Genomic DNA, 20,636 nt, shown 5'->3' on the forward strand with positions numbered 1-20,636 from the left:
GCCTGGGTGCGGTCGGCGACATCGAGCTTCATCAGGATGTTCGACACATGGGTCTTCACCGTCTTCTCGGAGAGCACCAGCGCCCGGGCGATCTCGCGGTTGGACCGGCCGTCCGCGATCAGTGCGAGCACCTCGCGCTCGCGCTCGGTCAGGCTCGGCCCCCGGCCGCCCGCGCCACCGGGGACGTCCCCCGGCGGTCCCGGCCCGATCCGAACGGAACGCCCTCGCCGCGTTCACCAGCCAGGCCGTCGACGCCGGCACCTCGAACCACTCCGGATACGGGGGCTCGTGCGCCTCCGCGGACGCCACCCCCGTGTGCAGGGTGACCGGCGCGAACTGCACCCCCCGGCTCACCAGGCGCGCGACCATCCCCGGCGTGAAGGGCCGCCCCGCGCTCGGCATCTCCGCGGAGCCCGAACCGTCGGGAGAGGGCACCGCGAAGACCGTCTGGTAGGCGGCCAGCGGCTGGTCCCGCCGGGTGTAGCCGTAGCGGATCGGACGCCCGTACCGCGCCAGCAGCCCGGACACGTCCACCGACACCGTCCCCCACCACAGCCGGTCGGCCCCCGCGGCCAGCGGCTCCCGAAGCACCAGCAGCCCACCGCCCGGCAGCCGCACCGACACCCCCGCCCGGCCGCCCGGGCGGGGCACGGTGCTCCCCGAGCCGTCCGGCCGCCGCAGCTCCACCGCCCACCGGCCGCCGTCGCCGCGCGTCGAGAAGTGCACCACCACCGGCTCGGTCCCGATCCGCCCGTCCACCGCGGCCGCCAGCGTCGCCGAGGTGTTGACGACCAGCACGTCCCCGGCCCGCAACTGCTCCGCCAGGTCCCGGAACGCGTGGTGCGACACCCGTGAACCGCGCGAGACCAGCAGCCGGACGTCGTCCCGCCCCGCGCCCCGCTCCTCCGCGGGCTCACGAGCCGACAGCCCGTCCGGCACCCGCAGCCCCGCCAGGGCCCCGGCGGCGGTCACCGGGTCTCCAGCAGCGCGGGGGCCGAGTAGCGGCCGCTGACCGGCCGCCGGCCGACCAGCGCCAGGAACCCGGGCACCACGGACCGCGGCTCCGGCCGCGGATCGTCGTCGTCCGGCACCGCCGCCGCGTACAGATCCGTCCGCATGTCGCCCGGGTCCACGCTCCACACCCGCAGCCACGGCTCCTCCACCGCCAGCACGGCCGCCAGCTGGTCGAGCGCGGCCTTCGACGCCCCGTAGCCGCCCCACTGCGGGTACGCCTCCGCCGCCGCGTCCGAGCTCACCACCACGACCGCTCCCGCGGCGGAGCGCCGCAGCAGCGGCAGCGCCTCCTGGACCAGCCCCAGCGCGGCCACCGTGTTGGTCTCCAGCGCCGCCCGCAGCCCCGCCACCGGCAGCGACTCCAGCCGCACCAGCGGCTCGGCGCCCAGCGCGCTCGCATTGCTCACCAGCAGGTCGAGGCCGCCGAGCCCGGCGGCCGCTGCCACCAGCGCCGCCCGGTGACCGGCGTCGGTGACATCGCCCGGCACCGCCACCACCCGGGTGCCGTACGCGCCGGCCTCCCGGGCGCTCTCCCGCAGCACGTCCTCGGTACGGGCGCCGAGCACCAGGTCCCAGCCCTGCCGCGCCAGACCGGCCGCCAGCGCGCGGCCCAGCCCCTTCGACGCCCCCGTGATCACCGCTGTGGACATGACGTCCGTCCCTTCCTCGTCCTGCTGTGACGACGCCAACGTAGGAACGCCGCACGGCCCGCCGCCTCGTGCGGCGGGCCCCATGGACGCGGGCACTTCGACCTACGCCGCGAGACCGGGACCGGGCCGTCCCGGGGCCGATACGGCAGGCCGCGGCCCGCCGGTACGGTGAGGCCATGAGTCACCGACCGAGCTCCGGCCTCGCCGACGTGAGCACCGCCATCCTGGCGATGAGCAGGCATCTCGAGGTGCGCGACGTCCTCAAGACGATCGTGTCCTCGGCCCGCCGCCTGCTCGACGCCGAGTACGCGGCGCTCGGTGTGCCGGACGACCACGGCGGCTTCGCCCAGTTCGTCGTCGACGGCGTCAGCGACGCTCAGTGGAAGGCCATCGGGCCCCTGCCGCGCCAGCACGGCATCCTCGCCGCGATGCTCCAGGACGCGCGGACCGAGCGGCTCGCGGACGTTCGCGAGGACCCGCGCTTCGAGGGCTGGCCCTCCTCCCACCCGGACATGTCCGACTTCCTCGGGCTGCCCGTCAAGGACGGCGAGGAGGTCATCGGCGCCCTCTTCCTCGCCAACAAGCGCTGCCCCAAGCCGGACGGCGGCTGCGGATTCACCGAGGAGGATGAGGACCTGCTGGGGATGCTCGCCCAGCACGCCGCCATCGCCCTCACCAATGCCCGGCTCTACGAGCGCAGCCGTGAGCTCACCATCGCCGAGGAGCGCTCCCGGCTCGCCCACGAGCTGCACGACGCCGTGAGCCAGAAGCTCTTCTCGCTGCGGCTGACCGCGCAGGCGGCCGCCGCCCTGGTGGACCGCGACCCGGTCCGCGCCAAGGGTGAGCTCCAGCAGGTCGCCGCTCTCGCCGCGGAGGCGGCCGACGAGCTCCGCGCCGCCGTCGTCGAGCTGCGGCCCGCCGCCCTCGACGAGGACGGCCTGGTGAACACCCTGCGCACCCACGTCCAGGTCCTCGACCGGGCGCACACCGCGAAGGTCGGCTTCGCCGCCGGCGGGATCAAGGCCCTCCCCGCGGCCCAGGAGGAGGCGCTGCTGCGCGTCGCCCAGGAGGCCCTGCACAACGCGCTGCGCCACTCCGGGGCGGACGCCGTCGACGTGGCGCTGGTCCGCCGCGGCCAGGGCGTGGTCCTCAGCGTCACGGACAACGGCAAGGGGTTCGAGCCCAGGGCCGTGCGCCGGGCCGGTCGGCATCTGGGACTGGTGTCGATGCGGGACCGGGCCGGCGGTGTCGGCGGCAGGCTCAGCGTGGAATCGGCGCCCGGCAGGGGCACCACGATCGAGATGGAGGTCCCCGGTGGCTGAGGGAAAGATCCGCGTGCTGCTGGTCGACGACCACCAGGTGGTGCGGCGCGGCCTGCGCACCTTCCTGGAGGTCCAGGACGACATAGAGGTCGTCGGCGAGGCCGCCGACGGCGCCGAGGGCGTGGCCCGCGCGGAGGAGCTGAAGCCGCACGTCGTCCTGATGGACGTGAAGATGCCGGGCACGGACGGCATCGAGGCCCTGCGCCGGCTGCGGGAGCTGGCCAACCCGGCGAAGGTCCTGATCGTCACCAGCTTCACCGAGCAGCGCACGGTGGTCCCCGCGCTGCGCGCCGGGGCCGCGGGCTACGTCTACAAGGACGTCGACCCGGAGGCGCTCGCCGGCGCGATCCGGTCCGTCCACGCGGGGCACATCCTGCTCCAGCAGGAGGTCGCCGGGGCGCTGCTGTCCGGGGACGTCCCCGGTGGCGCGGGCGGCCGGGGGCCGAGCCTGACCGAGCGCGAGCGCGAGGTGCTCGCACTGATCGCGGACGGCCGGTCCAACCGCGAGATCGCCCGGGCGCTGGTGCTCTCCGAGAAGACGGTGAAGACCCATGTGTCGAACATCCTGATGAAGCTCGATGTCGCCGACCGCACCCAGGCCGCGCTCTGGGCGGTCCGGCACGGCATGACCGACTGACCGGCCGCTCCGGGAGCCGGGCGGCCGGCGCATGCGGGGGAGCGGGCGTCCGACCGGCCCGGACGTCCGGGGGAGACGAGCCGTCCGCCGGAAGGTCACGCTGCGATCAGAGATTCATACTGTCGGGTGGATGTCACTCACATGGCGCATCCTCCCGTGCGTCCCCGCGTTCTCCAGGGCGTGCTGCGGCGGCCGGCCGCGGCAGATGTCCCAGGAGGAATGACGCAGTGAAGAACCTGAAGAGGGCCGCGGCCCTCGGCATGATCGCCGGCAGCATCGTGGCCGTCGGCGCGGGAGCCGCCTCCGCCACCACCGGCGGCGGTGCGCACGCCCACGGGGAGGCCGTGAAGTCCCCGGGCGTCGCCTCCGGCAACCTGGTCCAGGTCCCGGTCCACGTCCCGGTCAACGTGTCCGGCAACTCGGTCGACGTCATCGGACTGCTCAACCCCGCGTTCGGCAACGCCGCCGTCAACGGCTGACGCGCCGCGCCTCACGCCCCGGCCCCGCACCCACCGCGGGCCGGGGCGTCGCGCGTCCCGCCCCTCGGCGACGCGGGCCCCGCGACGGCCTCAGCCCCGGCCGCGCTCCCGCTCCTCCACGTACGCGTTGTACGCCGCCACCTGCGCCCGCCGCGCCACCCGCTCCACCGGCCGCAGCGCCTCGGCGCGCGCCGCCATCTCGGACGCGCTGACCGCCCCGCCGTGGCCGTTCCCGTACGCCAGCGAGATCAGCAGCCCGATCCGCCGGGCCAGCTCCAGCACCCGCACCGCGCGCGGCGGGTAGCCCGGGGCCAGGACCTCCCCGGCCCCCCGCTCCGCCCGTGCCCGGTAGGCGTCCAGCGCCGCCTCCGCCACCGGCCCCGACGCCGCGACGTCGAGCCGGGTCAGCGCCTCGGTCGCCTCCCGCAGGGCCTCCGCGAGCTCCCGCTCGGCCTCGCCCAGCGACGGGACGTCCGCCGGAGGCGCCTCGCGCACCGGCAGACAGTGCCAGACCACCTCCGTGTGCACGTCACCGGCCGGGCCCGCCTCGTACACCTCGGGCACCAGCCCGTACGCGGCCCCCGTCCCGACGACGGCCTCCTCCGCCTCCAGGGCCCGGGCGTTGAACTCCGGCGGCCCGCTCAGACCCAGCGGATGCCCCGGCGCCGGCAGGGCCACCCGGTACCCCGTCACCCCGAGCGCCCGCAGCCGCCCCAGGGCCAGCGTGAGCCCCACCGGCCGCGCCTCGCCCGGCAGACCCTCGACACGGTGCACGGCGTCCTCGCCGACGATCGCGAGCGCCGCGTCGTCGGGCGACACTCGGTGGGCGAGGAGGGCGTTGCCCCAGGCGGCCAGACGTCCTGAACGTGGTTCCGAGAACATGCCCACACCCTAAGTACTGTCCGCCGCCGCGGGGAGCGCCGTCACCCCGCCCGCGGGAGGGGGAGGGCCCCAAGCGCGGGACCGGGCTCCGGCACGCCGGGCCGGTGGCGTAGGTTTTCCCTGGGTGGTGTGCCCACAGGTGCACAAAGGTGCCCGGAAGGCACACACGCACCCGAAGACCTCGACGATGCATGGGGAGACAACGCGCTCATGAGCGATGTACTGGAGCTGGTGGACGTATCCGTGGTCCGCGACGGACGCGCTCTGGTGGACGACGTCTCCTGGTCGGTCAAGGAGGGGGAGCGCTGGGTCATCCTCGGCCCCAACGGCGCCGGCAAGACGACCCTCCTCAACATCGCGTCCAGCTACCTCTTCCCGACCTCCGGCAAGGCCCGCATCCTCGGCGAGCGGCTCGGCGGCGTCGACGTCTTCGAGCTCCGCCCCCGCATCGGCGTCGCCGGCATCGCCATGGCCGAGAAGCTCCCCAAGCGCCAGACCGTCCTGCAGACCGTGCTCACCGCGGCCTACGGCATGACCGCCACCTGGCACGAGGACTACGACGAGGTCGACGAGCAGCGCGCCCGCGCCTTCCTCGACCGCCTCGGCATGACCGAGTACCTCGACCGCAGGTTCGGCACCCTCTCGGAGGGCGAGCGCAAGCGCACCATGATCGCCCGCGCCATGATGACCGACCCGGAACTGCTGCTCCTGGACGAGCCCGCCGCCGGCCTCGACCTCGGCGGACGCGAGGACCTGGTGCGCCGCCTCGGCCGGCTCGCCCGCGACCCCTACGCCCCCTCGATGATCATGGTGACCCACCATGTCGAGGAGATCGCCCCCGGCTTCACCCACGTCCTGATGATCCGGCAGGGCAAGGTCCTCGCGGCCGGACCGATGGAGACGGAGCTCACCTCGCGCAACCTCTCCCTCTGCTTCGGCCTGCCGCTGGTCGTCGAGCGCACCGCGGACCGGTGGACCGCCCACGGACTCCCGCTCGGCTGAACCGCCCCACGGGCCCCACCCGTTCGCCGCCCGCCTCCCGGAGCCACGCCGAACTCCCACCGGACAGGCGGCATTTGCCCTCGCCCCCTGTCCCGACCGCGACCGGCGGACCTACCATGACGGCGTGGACATCGACGCATGGGTGTGGTGGCTGATCGGCGCGGTCGGGCTGGGCATTCCGCTCGTGCTCACCGCGATGCCCGAGTTTGGCATGTTCTCCGCGGGCGCGGTCGCCGCCGCGGTCGTCGCGGCCGCGGGCGGAGGCGTCGTGGCCCAGGTCCTCGTCTTCGTCGTGGCCTCCGTGGCCCTCATCGCCGTGGTGCGCCCGATCGCCGCCCGCCACAGAAGTCAGCAGCCCGGCTTCGCCAGCGGCGTCGACGCGCTGAAGGGCCGCCAGGCCACGGTGGTCGAGCGCGTCGACAGCACAGGGGGCCGCATCAAACTGGCGGGCGAGATCTGGTCCGCCCGCTCCTTCGACGAGTCGCTGGTCTTCGATCCGGGCCGGCAGGTCGACGTCGTGGAGATCGACGGCGCCACCGCGGTCGTCATGTGACGTACCGTCGGTCCATGTCCCCGGACCGAAGAGGCCGAACTGCCCACAGCACGGCTCCCGTTCTGGGAAACTGATCATCGAGGACAGCCGGGCCACCGGGCCCCGGCCCGCGGAACACGCTCGGTCCGCTCATCACCCGCAGCGAAGGGCACAGGGAACGCGATGCAACCGATCATCATCGTCCTGATCATTCTGGTGGTGCTGGTCTTCATCGCCCTGATCAAGACGATCCAGGTCATCCCCCAGGCCAGCGCCGCCATCGTCGAACGGTTCGGCCGCTACACCCGCACCCTCAACGCGGGACTGAACATCGTCGTCCCGTTCATCGACTCGATCCGCAACCGGATCGACCTGCGCGAGCAGGTCGTCCCCTTCCCGCCCCAGCCGGTGATCACCCAGGACAACCTGGTCGTCAACATCGACACGGTCATCTACTACCAGGTCACCGACGCCCGCGCCGCCACCTACGAAGTCGCCAGCTACATCCAGGCGATCGAGCAGCTCACCGTCACCACCCTGCGCAACATCATCGGCGGCATGGACCTGGAGCGGACCCTCACCTCCCGCGAGGAGATCAACGCCGCCCTGCGCGGCGTCCTCGACGAGGCGACCGGCAAGTGGGGCATCCGCGTCAACCGCGTCGAGCTCAAGGCGATCGAACCGCCCACCTCCATCCAGGACTCGATGGAGAAGCAGATGCGCGCCGACCGCGACAAGCGCGCCGCCATCCTCACCGCCGAAGGCATCCGGCAGTCCCAGATCCTCACCGCGGAGGGCGAGAAGCAGTCGGCCATCCTGCGCGCCGAGGGCGAGGCCAAGGCGGCCGCACTGCGCGCGGAGGGCGAGGCCCAGGCCATCCGCACGGTCTTCGAGTCCATCCACGCCGGCGACGCGGACCAGAAGCTGCTCGCCTACCAGTACCTCCAGATGCTCCCGAAGATCGCCGAGGGCGACGCCAACAAGCTCTGGATCGTCCCCAGCGAGATCGGCGACGCCCTCAAGGGACTCAGCGGCGCCATGGGCAACTTCAACCCCATGGCCGGCATGGGCGGCGGCGGAGGCGGCGTGCCCAAGCAGACCGGCGGCACCGCCGACCGCCGGGAGCAGCCCCCCATCGACTGAGCCCCCGACCCCTCGTGCATGATCGGTGAGGCCCCTCGACCTTCAGGGCGGGGAGGCGTCTCACCGAGTGCGGAGGGCATGGCATGTCCATCTGGGAGCTACTGGCGGTCTTCGCCGCCGGAATCGGCGCAGGCACCATCAACACCATCGTCGGCTCGGGAACACTGATCACGTTCCCGGTCCTGCTCGCCACCGGGCTGCCGCCCGTGACCGCGACCGTCTCCAACGCCCTCGGACTGATCCCCGGCTCCATCAGCGGCGCCATCGGCTACCGCGAGGAGCTCAAGGGCCAGCGCCCCCTGATCCTGCGCCTCGGCGTCGCCTCCGCCATCGGCGGCCTCGGCGGGGCGGTCCTGCTGCTGATGCTGCCCCCGAGGGCGTTCGAGACCATCGTCCCCGTCCTCGTCGCCCTCGCGCTGGTCCTGGTCGTCCTCCAGCCCCGGATCTCCGCCGCCGTCCAGCGCCGACGCGAGCGCACCGGCACCGTCACCAGGGCCGACGGCGGCCCCGTCCTCTTCGGCGGACTCCTCCTCGCCAGCGTCTACGGCGGCTACTTCACCGCCGCACAGGGGATCATCTACCTCTCCCTGATGGGCATGCTGCTCGACGACACCCTTCAGCGCCTCAACGCGGTGAAGAACGTCCTCGCGGCGATCGTGAACACCATCGCGGCCCTGTTCTTCCTCTTCGTCGCCGACTTCGACTGGACCGCAGTCCTCCTCATCGCCGTCGGCTCGGCCATCGGCGGACAGCTGGGCGCGAAGATCGGCCGCAGGCTCCCCCCGCTCGCCCTGCGCGTCTTCATCGTCGTCGTGGGCATCTTCGCGATCGTCCAGCTCGTCCTGCGGTAGGACCCGCCCGGGCACCGGAGCCCGCCCCCGCATCGGTCACGGGGACGGGCTCCGGTGCCTGTGCGCCGACGCTACGCGGCGGGCGACGCCACCAGCCAGTCGGGCAGCGCGTCCCGCTCACCCGACCGCAGACCGAGCAGCATCGCCTCCGCGGGGGAGGGCACGAACGGCTGGTGCAGCAGCGGCATCCCGGCCTGCTCCGGCGTCCGGTCCGCCTTGCGGTGGTTGTCCTCGGCGCACGACGCCACCGTGTTCAGCCAGGAGTCGGCACCACCGCGCGACTTCGGCACGACGTGGTCCACCGTCGACGCGCGCCGGCCGCAGTAGGCGCACCGGTGCTGGTCCCTGACCAGCACACCCCGCCGCGACCAGGGTGCCTGTCTTCGGAACGGCACCCGTACGTACCGGCAGAGCCTGATCACCCGTGGCACCGGAAGCTCCACGGCGGCCGCACGGACACGGAGCGCGGGGTGGGACTGCTCGACCACGGCCTTGTCCTGCAGAACCAGCACCACGGCACGGTTCAGCGACACCGTCGACAACGGCTCGAAGCTCGCGTTCAGCACCAGTGTGTGCCGCATTCTGCCCACCTCCCGTTCGCCGGCCCGGCCCCGTCGGCGGGCTCGGACTCGCAACAACTCTGGCCGGGCGCGCCGGGATGGACAACGCAATATCTGTGCCTGCCGGTGAGACGAACCCCGGCCCCTGGCAACAAAACTGCCCTGCCCTGATCTCTCCAGAACCAGGGCAGGGCAAACGGAAAACGAACAATCGGCTCACGCGATCAGGTCACGACCCGCTTCCCGCCGCGCACACCCGCTCAGCTTCCGGAAGGGCTCGCGTAATGCGCGATCAGCTGCGCACGCCCGAGCGTGTGGAAACGCAGGTTGAAACCGACGGCCGCCGGAGGGGTGTCCGCATCCGGACCCAGCTTCTCGGTGTCCACCGCGTACACGGTGAAGACGTAGCGGTGGTCCTCCCCGGGCGGGGGAGCCGCACCGCCGAAGTCCTTGGACCCGTAGTCGTTGCGGGCATGGACCGCCCCGGCGGGCAGGCCCGTGAACGAGCCGCCCCCCGCACCGGCCGGCAGCTCCGTCACCGACACCGGGATGTCGAAGAGCACCCAGTGCCAGAAGCCGCTGCCCGTCGGCGCGTCCGGGTCGAAGCACGTCACGGCGAAGCTCTTGGTCCCCTCCGGGAAACCCTCCCAGCGCAGCTGCGGCGAGGTGTTGCCCTCCGCGTGCACCTGGGCGTCCTTCAGCACGGACCCCGGCTCGATGTCCTCGCTCACCACGGTGAACGACGGCACCGGCGGATGGAAGTCGTGCGGAAGGGGCGCCCGCTTCTGCTCGGTCACGTCAAAACCTCCGAATCGGCTGTACCAGTGGGCCTTCGGCTCCGAGCCTAAAGGCGGTCCCGCCGTCCCCGGCGGATCAGCATGCGGCCTCGGGCTCCGGCTCAGAGCCAGTTGCGGCGACCGCCGACGTCGGCGAGCCACTGGTTCAGATAGGCGGCCCAGTCCGTCGACGCGAAGTCGTGGTGACCCACCCGGAACGCCTTGTACGAGTCGCTGCCCTCGCTGAAGAGGCCCGGCTTCTTGTCCATCTCCAGGATGACGTCCATCTCGCGCTCGTCCGCGACGAACGTCAGCTCGACCTGGTTGAGCCCACGGAACTGCTGCGGCGGCAGGAACTCGATCTCCTGGTAGAACGGCAGCTTCTGCCGCGTCCCCCGGATGTGCCCGCGCTCCATGTCCGCGCTCTTGAAGCGGAAGCCCAGCTGCACGAACGAGTCGAGGATCGCCTGCTGCGCCGGCAGCGGGTGCACGTTGATCGGATCGAGGTCGCCCGAGTCGACCGCGCGGGCGATCTCCAGCTCGGTGGTCACCCCGATGTCCATCCCGTGCAGGCGCTGACCGGCGATCGTCGTCACGGGCGTCTCCCAGGGGATCTCCAGCCCGAACGGCACCACGTGCACCGCGCCGGCCTTGACCTCGAACGCCCCGCCCAGGCGCACCTTGGTGAACTCGATGTCCTGCTTGACCTCGTGGTCACCGCCCTCGACCTCGACACGGGCCTGCAGGCCGACGGACAGGCCCTCGATCTGCTGGTCCACGGAACCGCCCTGGATGCGCACCTCACCCTGGACGACACCGCCCGGCACCACGTTCTCCTCGGACAGCACCGTCTCCACGGAGGCACCGCCGGCACCCAGGCTCGCGAGCAGCTTCTTGAAGCCCATGTCCACTCCTTCTCTTGCGCTACGGGTCGCACGGGTACGGCCGCCCCCGCCGGCCGGTCGGCCGTCGGGACGGGTTCCCTGCGTACGCCCGATACATACGCCCGGAAACCGCGGTCGGTTCCCCGGTACGCTCGGCCCGATGACCGAGAGCCCCGACCGTACGCCGCTGCCCCGCTCGTTCTTCGACCGCCCGGTCCCCGGCGCCGCCCCCCGCCTCCCGGGGTGCACCCGCGTCCGCCGGACCGAGGACCGCCCGATCGCCCCGCGCCGCACCGAGGCCGGGGCATACGCGGGGGAGGCGGCATCCGGCGCATGAACGTCGCGAAACTCGCTCACCCGGCGGAAGAAGTCGCCCCCAGACTGCTGGGTGCCGTTCTCACCCACGAGACCTCCGACGGAACCGTGAGCATCACGATCACGGAGACCGAGGCCTACTCCGGTACGGCGGACCCCGCCTCGCACGCCTACCGCGGCCGGACACCCCGGAACGCCGCCATGTTCGGGCCGGCAGGACGGCTGTACGTGTACAGGTCGCACGGCCTCCACTGGTGCGCCAACGTCGTCACCGGGACGGACGGCATCGCCTCCGCTGTTCTCCTCCGGGCCGGCAGGGTCGTCGCGGGAGAGGACCTCGCACGCAAGCGGCGCGGGGCGGAGGTCGCCGGTCCGCGTCTCGCGCGGGGCCCCGGGAATCTCTGCCGGGCGCTCGGCATCACGGCGGAGCACGACGGCACGGAGCTGCTGACAGGCGCCTCGGTCACCTTGTCCGAGGGCGAGCCCGTACCTGCCGAGCTCGTCCGGGTCGGTCCTCGGGTGGGGGTGAGCAGAGCCCATGACTGGCAGCACCGCTTCTACCTCGCCGGTGATCCGACCGTCTCGGCGTACCGCCTGAGCCCGAGGGCCAAGCCGCCGGCCGGAGCCTGAGGACGCCCTGCCCGGCCCTCGCCCGGACACGGCGACTTCCGGCCCGGGACCACAAGGAACCGGCCAAAGGCCCGCCGCTGTTCGACACGGCACTCGATGTCGACCGCGGCGTCCACGGGCGGGGCGTCTGCGCCGGCCCGGCCGCCCCGCCGCCCCCGCGGCCCGGCACCGCCCCGCACCCTGATCAGGAACGCAACGCGGAGCGCACCGGCGTGCGAGGGGAAGGGGCCTTCCCGTACTTGGCTCCTTCGGACGACGGCGACCCCACGGCCGGCCCCTGCGGGGCCCGCACGCCGCGCCGACGCCCGGCTTGACTCGGCCGGGCGGGGCCCCTAATGTATCCCGAGCCGCTTGACCGGGGCCTGCTGTTCAGCAGCCCTGAGGCGGCCATCCACTACTCACGACGAACCCGGACGGGTGCGATTTCGGCATGCCGAAATTCATCCGGAAAGCCTCGATTATGAGACGCCGGGGAAATCCGCTAGCGTAGTGACCACGCCGAAGGGAAACGCGAAAGCGAATTCCCGAAAGCATTCCCGCCGACCGGGAATCGGGCCCGAAAGAGTCTGATAGAGTCGGAACCGCCGGAAGGGCCGAAAAGCCCGGAAAGCACCGAGGAAATCGGGTCGGAAAGATCTGATAGAGTCGGAGACACAAGACCGAAGGGAAGCGCCCGGAGGAAAGCCCGAGAGGGTGAGTACAAAGGAAGCGTCCGTTCCTTGAGAACTCAACAGCGTGCCAAAAATCAACGCCAGATATGTTGATACCCCGTCCATCCGGTTCGGATGGTCGAGGTTCCTTTGAAAAAGACCTGTCCGGTCCTCCTTGTGAGGGTGCGGGCAGGCGACACAGCGAGGACGCTGTGAACGGTGGGGCTTATTCCGCCCGACCGTTCCGCTCTAAGTGGTGTTCAACCGGATTACCGGTAGACATTCATGGAGAGTTTGATCCTGGAGACAGTTCGGTCCCTATCCGCTGTGCGCGTAGGAGTCTTGAGAAGGGCTGTCCCTAGTACGAGAGGACCGGGACGGACGAACCTCTGGTGTGCCAGTTGTCCTGCCAAGGGCATGGCTGGTTGGCTACGTTCGGAAAGGATAACCGCTGAAAGCATCTAAGCGGGAAGCCTGCTTCGAGATGAGGACTCCCACCTCCTTGAGAGGGTAAGGCTCCCAGTAGACGACTGGGTTGATAGGCCGGATATGGAAGCCAGGTAACTGGTGGAGTTGACCGGTACTAATAGGCCGAGGGCTTGACCTCATTTGCTCGCGTCCACTGTGTGGTTCCCGGGTTGCGAACAGTCGCACCGGTTGAACCAGTTCCACTTTGCTTAACTGAAGAGTGTGCTTGTTCGCTAAGTGCCGATGCCCCGCTGTTGCGGGGCGGCCCGATAGAGTTTCGGTGGTCATAGCGTTAGGGAAACGCCCGGTTACATTCCGAACCCGGAAGCTAAGCCTTTCAGCGCCGATGGTACTGCAGGGGGGACCCTGTGGGAGAGTAGGACGCCGCCGAACAATCTTTCAAGGACCCTTGGTCCAGCGTKMACGCTGGACCAAGGGTCCTTTTTGTTTTGCCGAATGTTTTGCCGCAGCGCGTCCGTTGGACGACTGCGCGAGAATGTCTGTGGTACCCGATGACAGGAGTCACGCCGATGTCCCCCAACTCTTCCGACGACCGTCCGGACCGCGAGCCGCGTCGTAGGGACGGTGGTGACGGGGGCGGATTCCGCGGCGGTCGTGACGATCGTGACCGTGGACCCCGTCGTGACAACGACCGGGGCGACCGCGGTGGTTACCGCGGCCCCCGTGACGATCGCGGTGGCCGGCCCGGCGGTGCCGGGAGTCGTGACGACCGTGACCGCGGTCCTCGTCGTGAGGACGACCGTGGGGGCTACCGCCCGCGTGACGACCGGGGCGGGCGTCCCGGTGGTGGCGGCGGCTACGGTTCGCGTCCCGCCGGCGGCTACGGCGGCCGCGATGACCGTGGTGGCCAGGGTGGTGGCGGTGGGTTCCGTCGTGACGACCGTGGTGGCCAGGGTGGTGGCGGTGGGTTCCGTCGYGAYGACCGTGGTGGCCAGGGTGGTGGCGGTGGGTTCCGTCGYGAYGACCGTGGTGGCCAGGGTGGTGGCGGTGGGTTCCGTCGCGATGACCGTGGTGGCCAGGGTGGTGGCGGTGGGTTCCGTCGTGACGACCGTGGTGGCCAGGGTGGCGGCGGCGGCTTCCGCCGTGACGACGACCGTGGTGGCTACCGCGGCCCCCGCGACGACCGTGACCGCGGCCCCCGCCGTGACGACGACCGGGGTGGACGCTTCCCCCGTGACGACCGTGACCGCGGTCCTCGTCGTGAGGACGACCGTGGGGGCTACCGCCCGCGTGACGACCGGGGCGGGCGTCCCGGTGGTGGCGGCGGCTACGGTTCGCGTCCCGCCGGCGGCTACGGCGGCCGCGACGACCGTGGTGGCCAGGGTGGTGGCGGTGGGTTCCGTCGTGACGACCGTGGTGGCCAGGGTGGTGGCGGTGGGTTCCGTCGTGACGACCGTGGTGGCCAGGGTGGCGGCGGTGGGTTCCGTCGCGACGACCGCGGTGGCCAGGGCGGCGGCGGTGGGTTCCGTCGCGACGACCGTGGTGGCCAGGGTGGCGGCGGCTTCCGCCGTGACGACGACCGAGGTGGACGCTTCCCCCGCGACGACCGTGACCGCGGCCCCCGCCGCGACGACGACCGCGGCGGGCGTCCCGGCGGTGGCGGCGGCTACGCGCGCCGTGACGACGAGCGCGGCGGTTTCCGTGGCGGACGCGACGACCGCGACCGCGGTCCCCGTCGTGACGACCGCGGCGGTCAGGGCGGTGGCGGCGGCTACGGGCGCCGCGACGACGAGCGTGGCGGCTTCCGTGGCGGACGCGACGACCGTGGCGGCTTCCGCGGCGGCCCGCGCCGTGACGACCGCTCCGGTGGCGGCGGCTACGGGCGCCGTGACGAGCGCGAGCGCCCCGACCGCGAGCCGATCAAGCGGCTGCCCATCCCGGACGACGTCACCGGTGACGAGATCGACAAGGACGTGCGCCAGGAGCTCCAGAGCCTGCCGAAGGGCCTCGCCGAGGACGTCGCGCGCAACCTCGTCATGGTCGCCAACCTGATCGACGAGGACCCCGAGCAGGCCTACGCCTACTCCAGGGTGGCCCTGCGGCTCGCGTCCCGCGTCGCCGCGGTGCGCGAGGCGGCCGGCTTCGCCGCGTACGCCACGCAGAAGTACTCCGAAGCGCTCGCCGAGTTCCGTGCCGCGCGGCGGATGACCGGGTCCGTGGAGCTCTGGCCCGTGATGGCCGACTGCGAGCGCGGGCTGGGACGTCCGGAGCGTGCGCTGGCCATGGCCGGTGAGGCCGAGGTGCAGAAGCTGGACAAGGCCGGCCAGGTCGAGATGCGGCTCGTCGCCGCCGGGGCCCGCCGGGACATGGGGCAGCTGGAAGCCGCCATCGTGACCCTGCAGAGCCCCGAGCTCGCCTCGAGTTCCGTTCAGCCGTGGACGGCCAGGCTCCGGTACGCCTACGCCGACGCGCTGCTGGCCGCGGGCCGCGAGGACGAGGCGCGGGAGTGGTTCGCCAAGGCGCTGGAGGCCGACAAGGACGGCGCGACCGACGCGTCCGACCGTCTCGCGGAGATGGACGGCGTGGAGTTCACCGACGCCATGGACGACAGCGACGAGGACGACCACCACGACCTCGGCGCCCGCCACCAGGACGCCGAGGACGACGACGCCGAGGACGACGACGCCGAGGACGACGACGCGGAGCACGACGGCGCCGCCTCCGCTGACGCGGACCTCACGGACGAGCCGTCCGGCGACGACGACGCCCCCGCCAAGTCCGCCGAGTAGGGCGGAGCGCGGCACACACGAGGGCGGTACCCCGATCCGGGGTACCGCCCTCGTGCGTTCTGTGCGTTCTGTGTGTCTGCGCGTCGCGGGCCGGGTGGGGCGGACGGTCCGGTGCGCTTCGGCACCGGACCGGTGTCAGCCGAGGGACAGGCTGCGCAGTACGAGACCCGTGGCCGGCTTCGGGCCGAACGACGTCGACTTGCGGGGCATCGTGACGCCCTCGCGGGCCAGGTCCCGCACGACCTCCTCCCGCACCGGGTGCATCAGCACCGCCGTACCGCCGCTGCGTTCGGCCTGGGTGACCGCCGCCTCGGTGTCGTGGAGGTAGGCGATGTGCTCCGGGCCGTCCGGGACATGCCACAGGTGGTCCAGGATCGTCGAGTGGAGCACGGTGGCGTCCAGCGACCGCCACGCGGCCGGCGGCTCCTGCGGCACGGTGGCGGCGAGCAGCGCGGCGTCCGGCCGGTCGGCGAGGTGGAAGCGGCCGTCGCCGGCGAGAAGGAACGCGTTGGATCCGGCCGCCGCCTCCGCCAGGTCGTCGAGAGCTCCCGCGAGGTCCGTGCCGAGGGCGCGGACCCGGAACGGGCCGTCGAGCGCGGCGAGGGCGTCGGCGAGAGGGAGGCCGCGGACGAGCCGGTGGATGGCGCGTACCTGGAGGGGGTGGYGGGCCGTGTCGATCAGCAGGACGAGGCCGTAGTCCCAGGGGCCGGGCTCCGGGTGTTCGGCGCGCAGCCGGAGGTAGGTGGCCCACCGGTGGTGCCCGTCGGCGATCAGTGCCTGATGCCTGCTCAGGTCGGCGCGGACCGCCTCCAGTTCGGCCGGGTCGGTGACCGCCCAGAGCCGGTGGTGGAAGCCGTCCTCGGTGGTGGTGGAGAGGAGCGGCGGGCGCCCGGCGGCACGTTCGACGGCGGTCGTCGCCGCGCCGGGGACGGCGTCGCCGCGGTAGGTGAGGAGCAGCGGTTCGGGGCCGTGTCGATCAGCAGGACGAGGCCGTAGTCCCAGGGGCCGGGCTCCGGGTGTTCGGCGCGCAGCCGGAGGTAGGTGGCCCACCGGTGGTGCCCGTCGGCGATCAGTGCCTGATGCCTGCTCAGGTCGGCGCGGACCGCCTCCAGTTCGGCCGGGTCGGTGACCGCCCAGAGCCGGTGGTGGAAGCCGTCCTCGGTGGTGGTGGAGAGGAGCGGCGGGCGCCCGGCGGCACGTTCGACGGCGGTCGTCGCCGCGCCGGGGACGGCGTCGCCGCGGTAGGTGAGGAGCAGCGGTTCGAGGTTGGCGGCGGTGCTGCGCATCAGGGCCGCGCGGTCGGCGACGACGTCCGGCATCACCCCCTCGTGGGGGAGCACGACACCGTCGGACGGCTCGGACAGGGCGAGTGCGCCGATGATCCCGCGCTGCAGGAGGTCGTCGCGGCGCTGTTCGTAGACGTACAGCGCCGGTACCGGGTCGGGCGCGAGGACACCCTCCGCGAGCCACTGGCCGAGGGTGTCGGCCGCCTGCCGGTGCCGGGCGTCGGGGGTGGCGGCCTGCGGCAGGATGAGCCGCACGATGTTGTGCGGGTCCGCCGATTCGAGGTGGTGCAGGCCGTCGGGACGGACGACCACGTCGTACGGCGGTGAGGTCACGGCGGCGAGGCTGCCCACCCGCTCGGGGACGTAGCGCAGTCCGCGGAACGGGATCAGGTGCAGGCCGCCATTGGCCGCAGGACCGTCGGTGTTCATCAGGGCATCGTATGCGCGTGGGGACGATGAGCGATGATCGGGGAGTGGACCCGACGGACGACGAGGAGCGGACACCGATGAGCCAGCGGGGCAGGACCATGCCGGGCGGCAGCACGACCGCATTGGCCGAGGCGTACGACACGGCCCTGCTCGACCTGGACGGTGTCGTCTACGCGGGCGGGGAGGCGATCGCGCACGCGGTGACGTCGCTCGCCACGGCCCGCGGGCAGGGGATGCACCTGGCCTACGTGACGAACAACGCGCTGCGCACCCCGCAGAGCGTGGCCGGGCACCTGACCGAGCTCGGCGTCCCTGCCGTGGCCGAGGACGTCATCACCTCCGCGCAGGCCGTGGCCCGGCTGATCTCCGAGCAGGTGCCGGAGGGGTCGCGGGTGCTGGTCGTCGGCGGTGAGGGGCTGCGGGTCGCGCTGCGCGAACGCGGGCTGGTGCCGGTGGAGTCGGCTCAGGACGAGCCGGTCGCCGTGGTGCAGGGCTACGGCGGTCCCGACCTGGCCTGGGGCCGGTTCGCCGAGGCCTGCTACGCGATCGCGCGCGGCGTGCCGTGGTTCGCCTCCAACACGGACCTGACGATTCCGGGTGCCCGGGGGATCGCGCCGGGCAACGGTGCCGCGGTCGAGGTCGTCCGGATCGCGACGGGGGCCGAGCCGCAGGTCGCGGGCAAGCCGCTGCCGCCGATGCACCGGGAGACGATCCTGCGGACGGGCGCGGAGCGGCCGCTGGTCGTGGGCGACCGGCTGGACACGGACATCGAGGGCGCGTTCAACGGGGACGTGGACTCGCTGCTCGTCCTCACCGGGGTGACGGACGCGGCCCGGCTGCTGGCGGCCGAACCGCGCCACCGGCCGGTGTACGTGGACGCGGACCTGCGCGGCCTGCTCGTGCCGCAGCCCGAAGTGACGCCGGTGGAGGGGGAGTTCCGCTGCGGGGACTGGCGGGCGGCGGTGCGCGGCGGTGAGCTGGTGCTGGAGGGCGGCGGCGACGGCGGGCCGATGGACGGTCTGCGGGCGCTGTGCGGGGCGGCCTGGTCCCACGCCGGCGACGGTGTCTGCGATCTCGACGCGGCGAAGGTGCTGGCCAGGCTGGGGCTGTGAGCGGGACGTCCGGCCGGGGCCGGGAATCGGCGTCCCGGGCAGGTTAGGTTAACCTAACCGCGTGGTGGTCGAAAGTCCTTCGAAACAGAGCGCGGAGCCGATATCCGCCGCCCCGGCGCCCCGGCGTCACGCCCTGCGTGCGCTGGGGCTGCTGGGGGCCGTCGGCGTCCTGCTGCTGGTCTGCGTGGCGAGCATCGCCGTCGGGGCCAAGCCGGTGCCGGTCTCCGAGGTGTGGGACGGACTGTTCCACAACACCGGTACCGGCAACGACGTCGTCATCCGTGACCTGCGGGTGCCCCGGACACTCCTCGGCCTGCTCGTCGGCGCGGCGCTCGGCCTGTCGGGGGCGGTGATGCAGGCGCTGACCCGCAACCCGCTCGCCGAACCCGGCCTGCTGGGCATCAACGCGGGTGCCGCGGCGGCCGTCGTCAGTGCCATCAGTTTCTTCGGGGTCACCTCGCTCGCCGGCTACGTCTGGTTCGCCTTCCTCGGCGCCGCGCTCGTCTCGGCGGCCGTGTACGTGCTCGGCGGCAGCCGCAGCGCCACCCCCGTCCGCCTCGCGCTCGCCGGCACGGCCGCGAGCGCCGCGCTGTACGGGTACATCAACGCCGTGCAGTTGCTGGACGCCGCCGCGCTGGAGCGTCTGCGGTTCTGGACGGTGGGCTCGCTGTCCTCGGCGAGCATGGAGACGATCACCAAGGTGGTCCCCTTCATCGCCCTCGGGCTGCTGCTCTCGCTGCTGCTGGCGCGGCCGCTGAACGCGATGGAGATGGGGGACGACACGGCCCGCGCGCTCGGCGCCCACCTCAACCGCACCCGCGTCCTCGCCATGATCGCCGTCACCCTGCTGTGCGGGGCCGCGACCGCCGCCTGCGGGCCGATCGTCTTCGTGGGCCTGATGATCCCGCACGTGGTGCGCTCGTTCACCGGGCCCGACATGCGCTGGATCCTCCCGTACTGCGCGGTCCTCGCCCCCGTCCTGCTGCTCGGCGCGGACGTGGTCGGCCGGATCGTCACCCGTCCCTCCGAGCTCCAGGTCGGCATCGTGACCGCGGTCATCGGCGGGCCGGTCTTCATCCAACTCGTACGCCGCAAGAGGATGGCCCAGCTGTGACGGCCCCGCACACCACCGCCGAACAGGCCGCCGCCCCGGCCGGGAAGGCGTCCGCCGCGCGGCCCTCGCCCACGGGGACACCGCGCGCCGTCCGCACCCCCGGCGGCCTCTCCTTCCGGGTGGACCCGCGGGCGGCGCTCGTCTGCGTGCTGCTGGCCGTCGCCGCGTTCGCGGCTGCTGTCGTCCTCATCGGGACGGGGGACTTCCCCATGTCCTTCGGCGACGTCGTCTCGACCCTTCTCGGCAACGGGTCCGTCGCGCAGGAGTTCATCGTCCACGACCTGCGGCTGCCGCGGGCCCTGGTGGCCGTCCTCGTCGGCGCCTGTCTCGCGCTCAGCGGGGCGATCTTCCAGTCCCTGTCCCGCAATCCGCTCGGCAGCCCCGACGTCATCGGCTTCGGCCACGGCTCCACCGTCGGCGCGCTCACGGTGATCGTGCTCTTCGGCGGCGGCACCCTCGCGGTGTCGGCCGGTGCCGTGCTCGGCGGTCTGCTGACCGGGGTCCTCGTCTACGCCCTCGCGTGGAAGCGCGGTGTGCAGGGTTTCCGGCTGGTCCTCGTGGGCATCGGGGTCGCCGCCGTCCTGACCGCGGTCATCCACTTCCTGATCACCAAGGCCAACCTCGTCGACGCGACCCGGGCCACCCTGTGGATGACCGGCTCCCTCGACGGACGCGACTGGGCCCAGGTCGGCCCGCTGGCGATCATGTGCGCGGTGCTCATGCCGGTGGTCTTCGCCCACGGCCGGCCGCTGCGGATGCTGGAGATGGGCGACGACTCGGCGTACGCCCTGGGGGTGCCCGTCGAACGCACCCGGATCGTGCTGATGACGTGCGGCGTGCTGTTCATCGCCGTGGCCACCGCGGCCGCCGGGCCGATCGCCTTCGTCGCCCTCAGCGCCCCGCAGCTGGCACGCAGGCTGACCCGCTCGCCCGGTCCGAACCTCGTCGCCGCATCCGTCATGGGCGCGGCCCTGCTCCTCGTCGCCGACTGGGTCGCCACCGCCGCCTTCCCCGGCCGCCAGCTGCCCGTGGGCGTGGTGACCGGGGTGCTCGGCGGCTGCTACCTGCTCTGGCTGCTCGTCACCGAACGCAGGGCCGGCCGGATATGACCGCCCGCAAGGACCCGAACGCCCCGACCCCGCCACGGCAC

19 protein-coding genes, 1 rRNA gene, 3 pseudogenes and 1 other annotated feature are annotated in these 20,636 nt (G+C 72.6%); of the genes and pseudogenes, 15 read left to right on the forward strand and 8 right to left on the reverse strand.

The window, feature by feature from the left end:
* The 3 genes and pseudogenes from EAO77_RS24810 to EAO77_RS24820 all read right to left on the reverse strand — a co-directional run.
* Nucleotides 1-182: pseudogene (locus tag EAO77_RS24810) on the reverse strand (response regulator transcription factor); the annotation flags it as partial.
* 37 nt (nucleotides 183-219) lie between these two features.
* Nucleotides 220-972 (reverse strand): annotated as a pseudogene (locus tag EAO77_RS24815) (S-adenosylmethionine:tRNA ribosyltransferase-isomerase); the annotation flags it as partial.
* Entirely contained in the window at nucleotides 969-1,664 is a 696-nt protein-coding gene (locus EAO77_RS24820) for an SDR family NAD(P)-dependent oxidoreductase (protein ID WP_147990500.1), read from the reverse strand. The gene EAO77_RS24820 and the pseudogene EAO77_RS24815, both read right to left, overlap by 4 nt.
* A 176-nt stretch (nucleotides 1,665-1,840) precedes the next feature.
* Here EAO77_RS24820 and EAO77_RS24825 point away from each other — a divergent pair, with 176 nt between their 5' ends.
* The 3 genes from EAO77_RS24825 (at nucleotide 1,841) to EAO77_RS24835 (ending at nucleotide 4,102) form a co-directional block, all read left to right on the forward strand.
* Nucleotides 1,841-2,986 carry a GAF domain-containing sensor histidine kinase gene (locus EAO77_RS24825; RefSeq protein WP_147990501.1) on the forward strand — a complete coding sequence of 382 codons (1,146 nt, stop codon included), beginning with the start codon at nucleotides 1,841-1,843 and terminating at the stop codon, nucleotides 2,984-2,986.
* Complete coding sequence (locus EAO77_RS24830) at nucleotides 2,979-3,623, forward strand: response regulator (protein ID WP_147990502.1); 645 nt, start codon at nucleotides 2,979-2,981, stop codon at nucleotides 3,621-3,623. The genes EAO77_RS24825 and EAO77_RS24830 overlap by 8 nt, the downstream gene beginning before the upstream one ends.
* 227 nt (nucleotides 3,624-3,850) lie before the next feature.
* Nucleotides 3,851-4,102, forward strand: a complete 252-nt coding sequence (locus EAO77_RS24835) for a chaplin (RefSeq protein ID WP_147990503.1) — start codon at nucleotides 3,851-3,853, stop codon at nucleotides 4,100-4,102.
* A gap of 90 nt (nucleotides 4,103-4,192) precedes the next feature.
* Here the strand turns inward: EAO77_RS24835 and EAO77_RS24840 are convergent, their stop codons facing one another.
* Nucleotides 4,193-4,984: a hypothetical protein gene (locus EAO77_RS24840; protein ID WP_147990504.1), complete on the reverse strand. Its 792-nt coding sequence runs from the start codon at nucleotides 4,982-4,984 to the stop codon at nucleotides 4,193-4,195.
* 210 nt (nucleotides 4,985-5,194) lie between these two features.
* On the opposite strand from EAO77_RS24840, the gene EAO77_RS24845 reads away from it, so the two are divergent.
* The 4 genes from EAO77_RS24845 to EAO77_RS24860 all read left to right on the forward strand — a co-directional run bounded on the left by EAO77_RS24845 (nucleotide 5,195) and on the right by EAO77_RS24860 (nucleotide 8,512).
* On the forward strand, nucleotides 5,195-5,986 hold the full coding sequence (locus EAO77_RS24845) for an ABC transporter ATP-binding protein (RefSeq protein WP_147990505.1): 792 nt from the start codon (nucleotides 5,195-5,197) through the stop codon (nucleotides 5,984-5,986).
* A 124-nt stretch (nucleotides 5,987-6,110) separates the two neighbouring features.
* A complete protein-coding gene (locus tag EAO77_RS24850) occupies nucleotides 6,111-6,539 on the forward strand; it encodes an NfeD family protein (protein WP_147990506.1) in 429 nt (142 codons plus the stop codon).
* A 162-nt stretch (nucleotides 6,540-6,701) separates the two neighbouring features.
* The gene (locus EAO77_RS24855; protein WP_147990507.1) at nucleotides 6,702-7,661 is read left to right on the forward strand and encodes an SPFH domain-containing protein; all 960 of its coding nucleotides are present in this window, start codon (nucleotides 6,702-6,704) and stop codon (nucleotides 7,659-7,661) included.
* 83 nt (nucleotides 7,662-7,744) lie between these two features.
* Nucleotides 7,745-8,512 carry a sulfite exporter TauE/SafE family protein gene (locus tag EAO77_RS24860; protein ID WP_147990508.1) on the forward strand — a complete coding sequence of 256 codons (768 nt, stop codon included), beginning with the start codon at nucleotides 7,745-7,747 and terminating at the stop codon, nucleotides 8,510-8,512.
* Between the two features lie 71 nt (nucleotides 8,513-8,583).
* Here the strand turns inward: EAO77_RS24860 and EAO77_RS24865 are convergent, their stop codons facing one another.
* The 3 genes from EAO77_RS24865 to EAO77_RS24875 all read right to left on the reverse strand — a co-directional run bounded on the left by EAO77_RS24865 (nucleotide 8,584) and on the right by EAO77_RS24875 (nucleotide 10,753).
* A complete protein-coding gene (locus tag EAO77_RS24865) occupies nucleotides 8,584-9,093 on the reverse strand; it encodes an HNH endonuclease (RefSeq protein ID WP_147990509.1) in 510 nt (169 codons plus the stop codon).
* A gap of 239 nt (nucleotides 9,094-9,332) precedes the next feature.
* Nucleotides 9,333-9,869, reverse strand: coding sequence for a YbhB/YbcL family Raf kinase inhibitor-like protein (locus EAO77_RS24870; protein ID WP_147990510.1), 537 nt, complete (start codon nucleotides 9,867-9,869; stop codon nucleotides 9,333-9,335).
* A gap of 101 nt (nucleotides 9,870-9,970) precedes the next feature.
* Nucleotides 9,971-10,753, reverse strand: a complete 783-nt coding sequence (locus EAO77_RS24875) for a sporulation protein (protein ID WP_147990511.1) — start codon at nucleotides 10,751-10,753, stop codon at nucleotides 9,971-9,973.
* Between the two features lie 139 nt (nucleotides 10,754-10,892).
* Here EAO77_RS24875 and EAO77_RS38825 point away from each other — a divergent pair, with 139 nt between their 5' ends.
* The 5 genes from EAO77_RS38825 (at nucleotide 10,893) to EAO77_RS24905 (ending at nucleotide 15,545) form a co-directional block, all read left to right on the forward strand.
* Nucleotides 10,893-11,069, forward strand: coding sequence for a hypothetical protein (locus tag EAO77_RS38825; protein WP_187283393.1), 177 nt, complete (start codon nucleotides 10,893-10,895; stop codon nucleotides 11,067-11,069).
* On the forward strand, nucleotides 11,066-11,677 hold the full coding sequence (locus tag EAO77_RS24880; protein WP_147990512.1) for a DNA-3-methyladenine glycosylase: 612 nt from the start codon (nucleotides 11,066-11,068) through the stop codon (nucleotides 11,675-11,677). The genes EAO77_RS38825 and EAO77_RS24880 overlap by 4 nt, the downstream gene beginning before the upstream one ends.
* 982 nt (nucleotides 11,678-12,659) lie before the next feature.
* Nucleotides 12,660-12,922: a sequence feature (23S ribosomal RNA rRNA prediction is too short), on the forward strand.
* A gap of 149 nt (nucleotides 12,923-13,071) precedes the next feature.
* Nucleotides 13,072-13,188 (forward strand): 5S ribosomal RNA (gene rrf / locus EAO77_RS24890).
* A 291-nt stretch (nucleotides 13,189-13,479) separates the two neighbouring features.
* A complete protein-coding gene (locus EAO77_RS38830) occupies nucleotides 13,480-14,808 on the forward strand; it encodes a hypothetical protein (RefSeq protein ID WP_187283394.1) in 1,329 nt (442 codons plus the stop codon).
* Nucleotides 14,730-15,545: a tetratricopeptide repeat protein gene (locus tag EAO77_RS24905; protein WP_147991012.1), complete on the forward strand. Its 816-nt coding sequence runs from the start codon at nucleotides 14,730-14,732 to the stop codon at nucleotides 15,543-15,545. Before EAO77_RS38830 ends, EAO77_RS24905 begins: the two co-directional genes overlap by 79 nt.
* Before the next feature lie 135 nt (nucleotides 15,546-15,680).
* Here EAO77_RS24905 and EAO77_RS41455 read toward each other — a convergent pair.
* Nucleotides 15,681-17,260, reverse strand: a pseudogene (locus EAO77_RS41455) (DUF1015 family protein).
* Nucleotides 17,261-17,337: 77 nt separating this feature from the next.
* Here EAO77_RS41455 and EAO77_RS24920 point away from each other — a divergent pair.
* From EAO77_RS24920 to EAO77_RS24930, 3 genes are all read left to right on the forward strand, one after another.
* Nucleotides 17,338-18,372 (forward strand): HAD hydrolase-like protein, encoded by a 1,035-nt coding sequence (locus tag EAO77_RS24920; protein WP_147991013.1) that lies wholly within the window; start codon nucleotides 17,338-17,340, stop codon nucleotides 18,370-18,372.
* A gap of 61 nt (nucleotides 18,373-18,433) precedes the next feature.
* Complete coding sequence (locus tag EAO77_RS24925) at nucleotides 18,434-19,486, forward strand: FecCD family ABC transporter permease (RefSeq protein WP_147990514.1); 1,053 nt, start codon at nucleotides 18,434-18,436, stop codon at nucleotides 19,484-19,486.
* Entirely contained in the window at nucleotides 19,483-20,595 is a 1,113-nt protein-coding gene (locus tag EAO77_RS24930; protein ID WP_147990515.1) for a FecCD family ABC transporter permease, read from the forward strand. The genes EAO77_RS24925 and EAO77_RS24930 overlap by 4 nt, the downstream gene beginning before the upstream one ends.
* The last annotated feature ends 41 nt before the right edge of the window (nucleotides 20,596-20,636 follow it).

The organism is Streptomyces sp. T39, assembly GCF_008042045.1.
Lineage (GTDB): Bacteria > Actinomycetota > Actinomycetes > Streptomycetales > Streptomycetaceae > Streptomyces.

Bases quoted from the DNA above. Each gene is read 5' to 3' on its own strand.
- EAO77_RS24820 (WP_147990500.1), bottom strand. From the start codon at position 1,664: ATGTCCACAGCGGTGATCACGGGGGCGTCGAAGGGGCTGGGCCGCGCG.
- EAO77_RS24825 (WP_147990501.1), top strand. From the start codon at position 1,841: ATGAGTCACCGACCGAGCTCCGGCCTCGCCGACGTGAGCACCGCCATC.
- EAO77_RS24840 (WP_147990504.1), bottom strand. From the start codon at position 4,984: ATGTTCTCGGAACCACGTTCAGGACGTCTGGCCGCCTGGGGCAACGCC.
- EAO77_RS24845 (WP_147990505.1), top strand. From the start codon at position 5,195: ATGAGCGATGTACTGGAGCTGGTGGACGTATCCGTGGTCCGCGACGGA.
- EAO77_RS24855 (WP_147990507.1), top strand. From the start codon at position 6,702: ATGCAACCGATCATCATCGTCCTGATCATTCTGGTGGTGCTGGTCTTC.
- EAO77_RS24860 (WP_147990508.1), top strand. From the start codon at position 7,745: ATGTCCATCTGGGAGCTACTGGCGGTCTTCGCCGCCGGAATCGGCGCA.
- EAO77_RS24865 (WP_147990509.1), bottom strand. From the start codon at position 9,093: ATGCGGCACACACTGGTGCTGAACGCGAGCTTCGAGCCGTTGTCGACG.
- EAO77_RS24875 (WP_147990511.1), bottom strand. From the start codon at position 10,753: ATGGGCTTCAAGAAGCTGCTCGCGAGCCTGGGTGCCGGCGGTGCCTCC.
- EAO77_RS38825 (WP_187283393.1), top strand. From the start codon at position 10,893: ATGACCGAGAGCCCCGACCGTACGCCGCTGCCCCGCTCGTTCTTCGAC.
- EAO77_RS24880 (WP_147990512.1), top strand. From the start codon at position 11,066: ATGAACGTCGCGAAACTCGCTCACCCGGCGGAAGAAGTCGCCCCCAGA.
- EAO77_RS24920 (WP_147991013.1), top strand. From the start codon at position 17,338: ATGAGCCAGCGGGGCAGGACCATGCCGGGCGGCAGCACGACCGCATTG.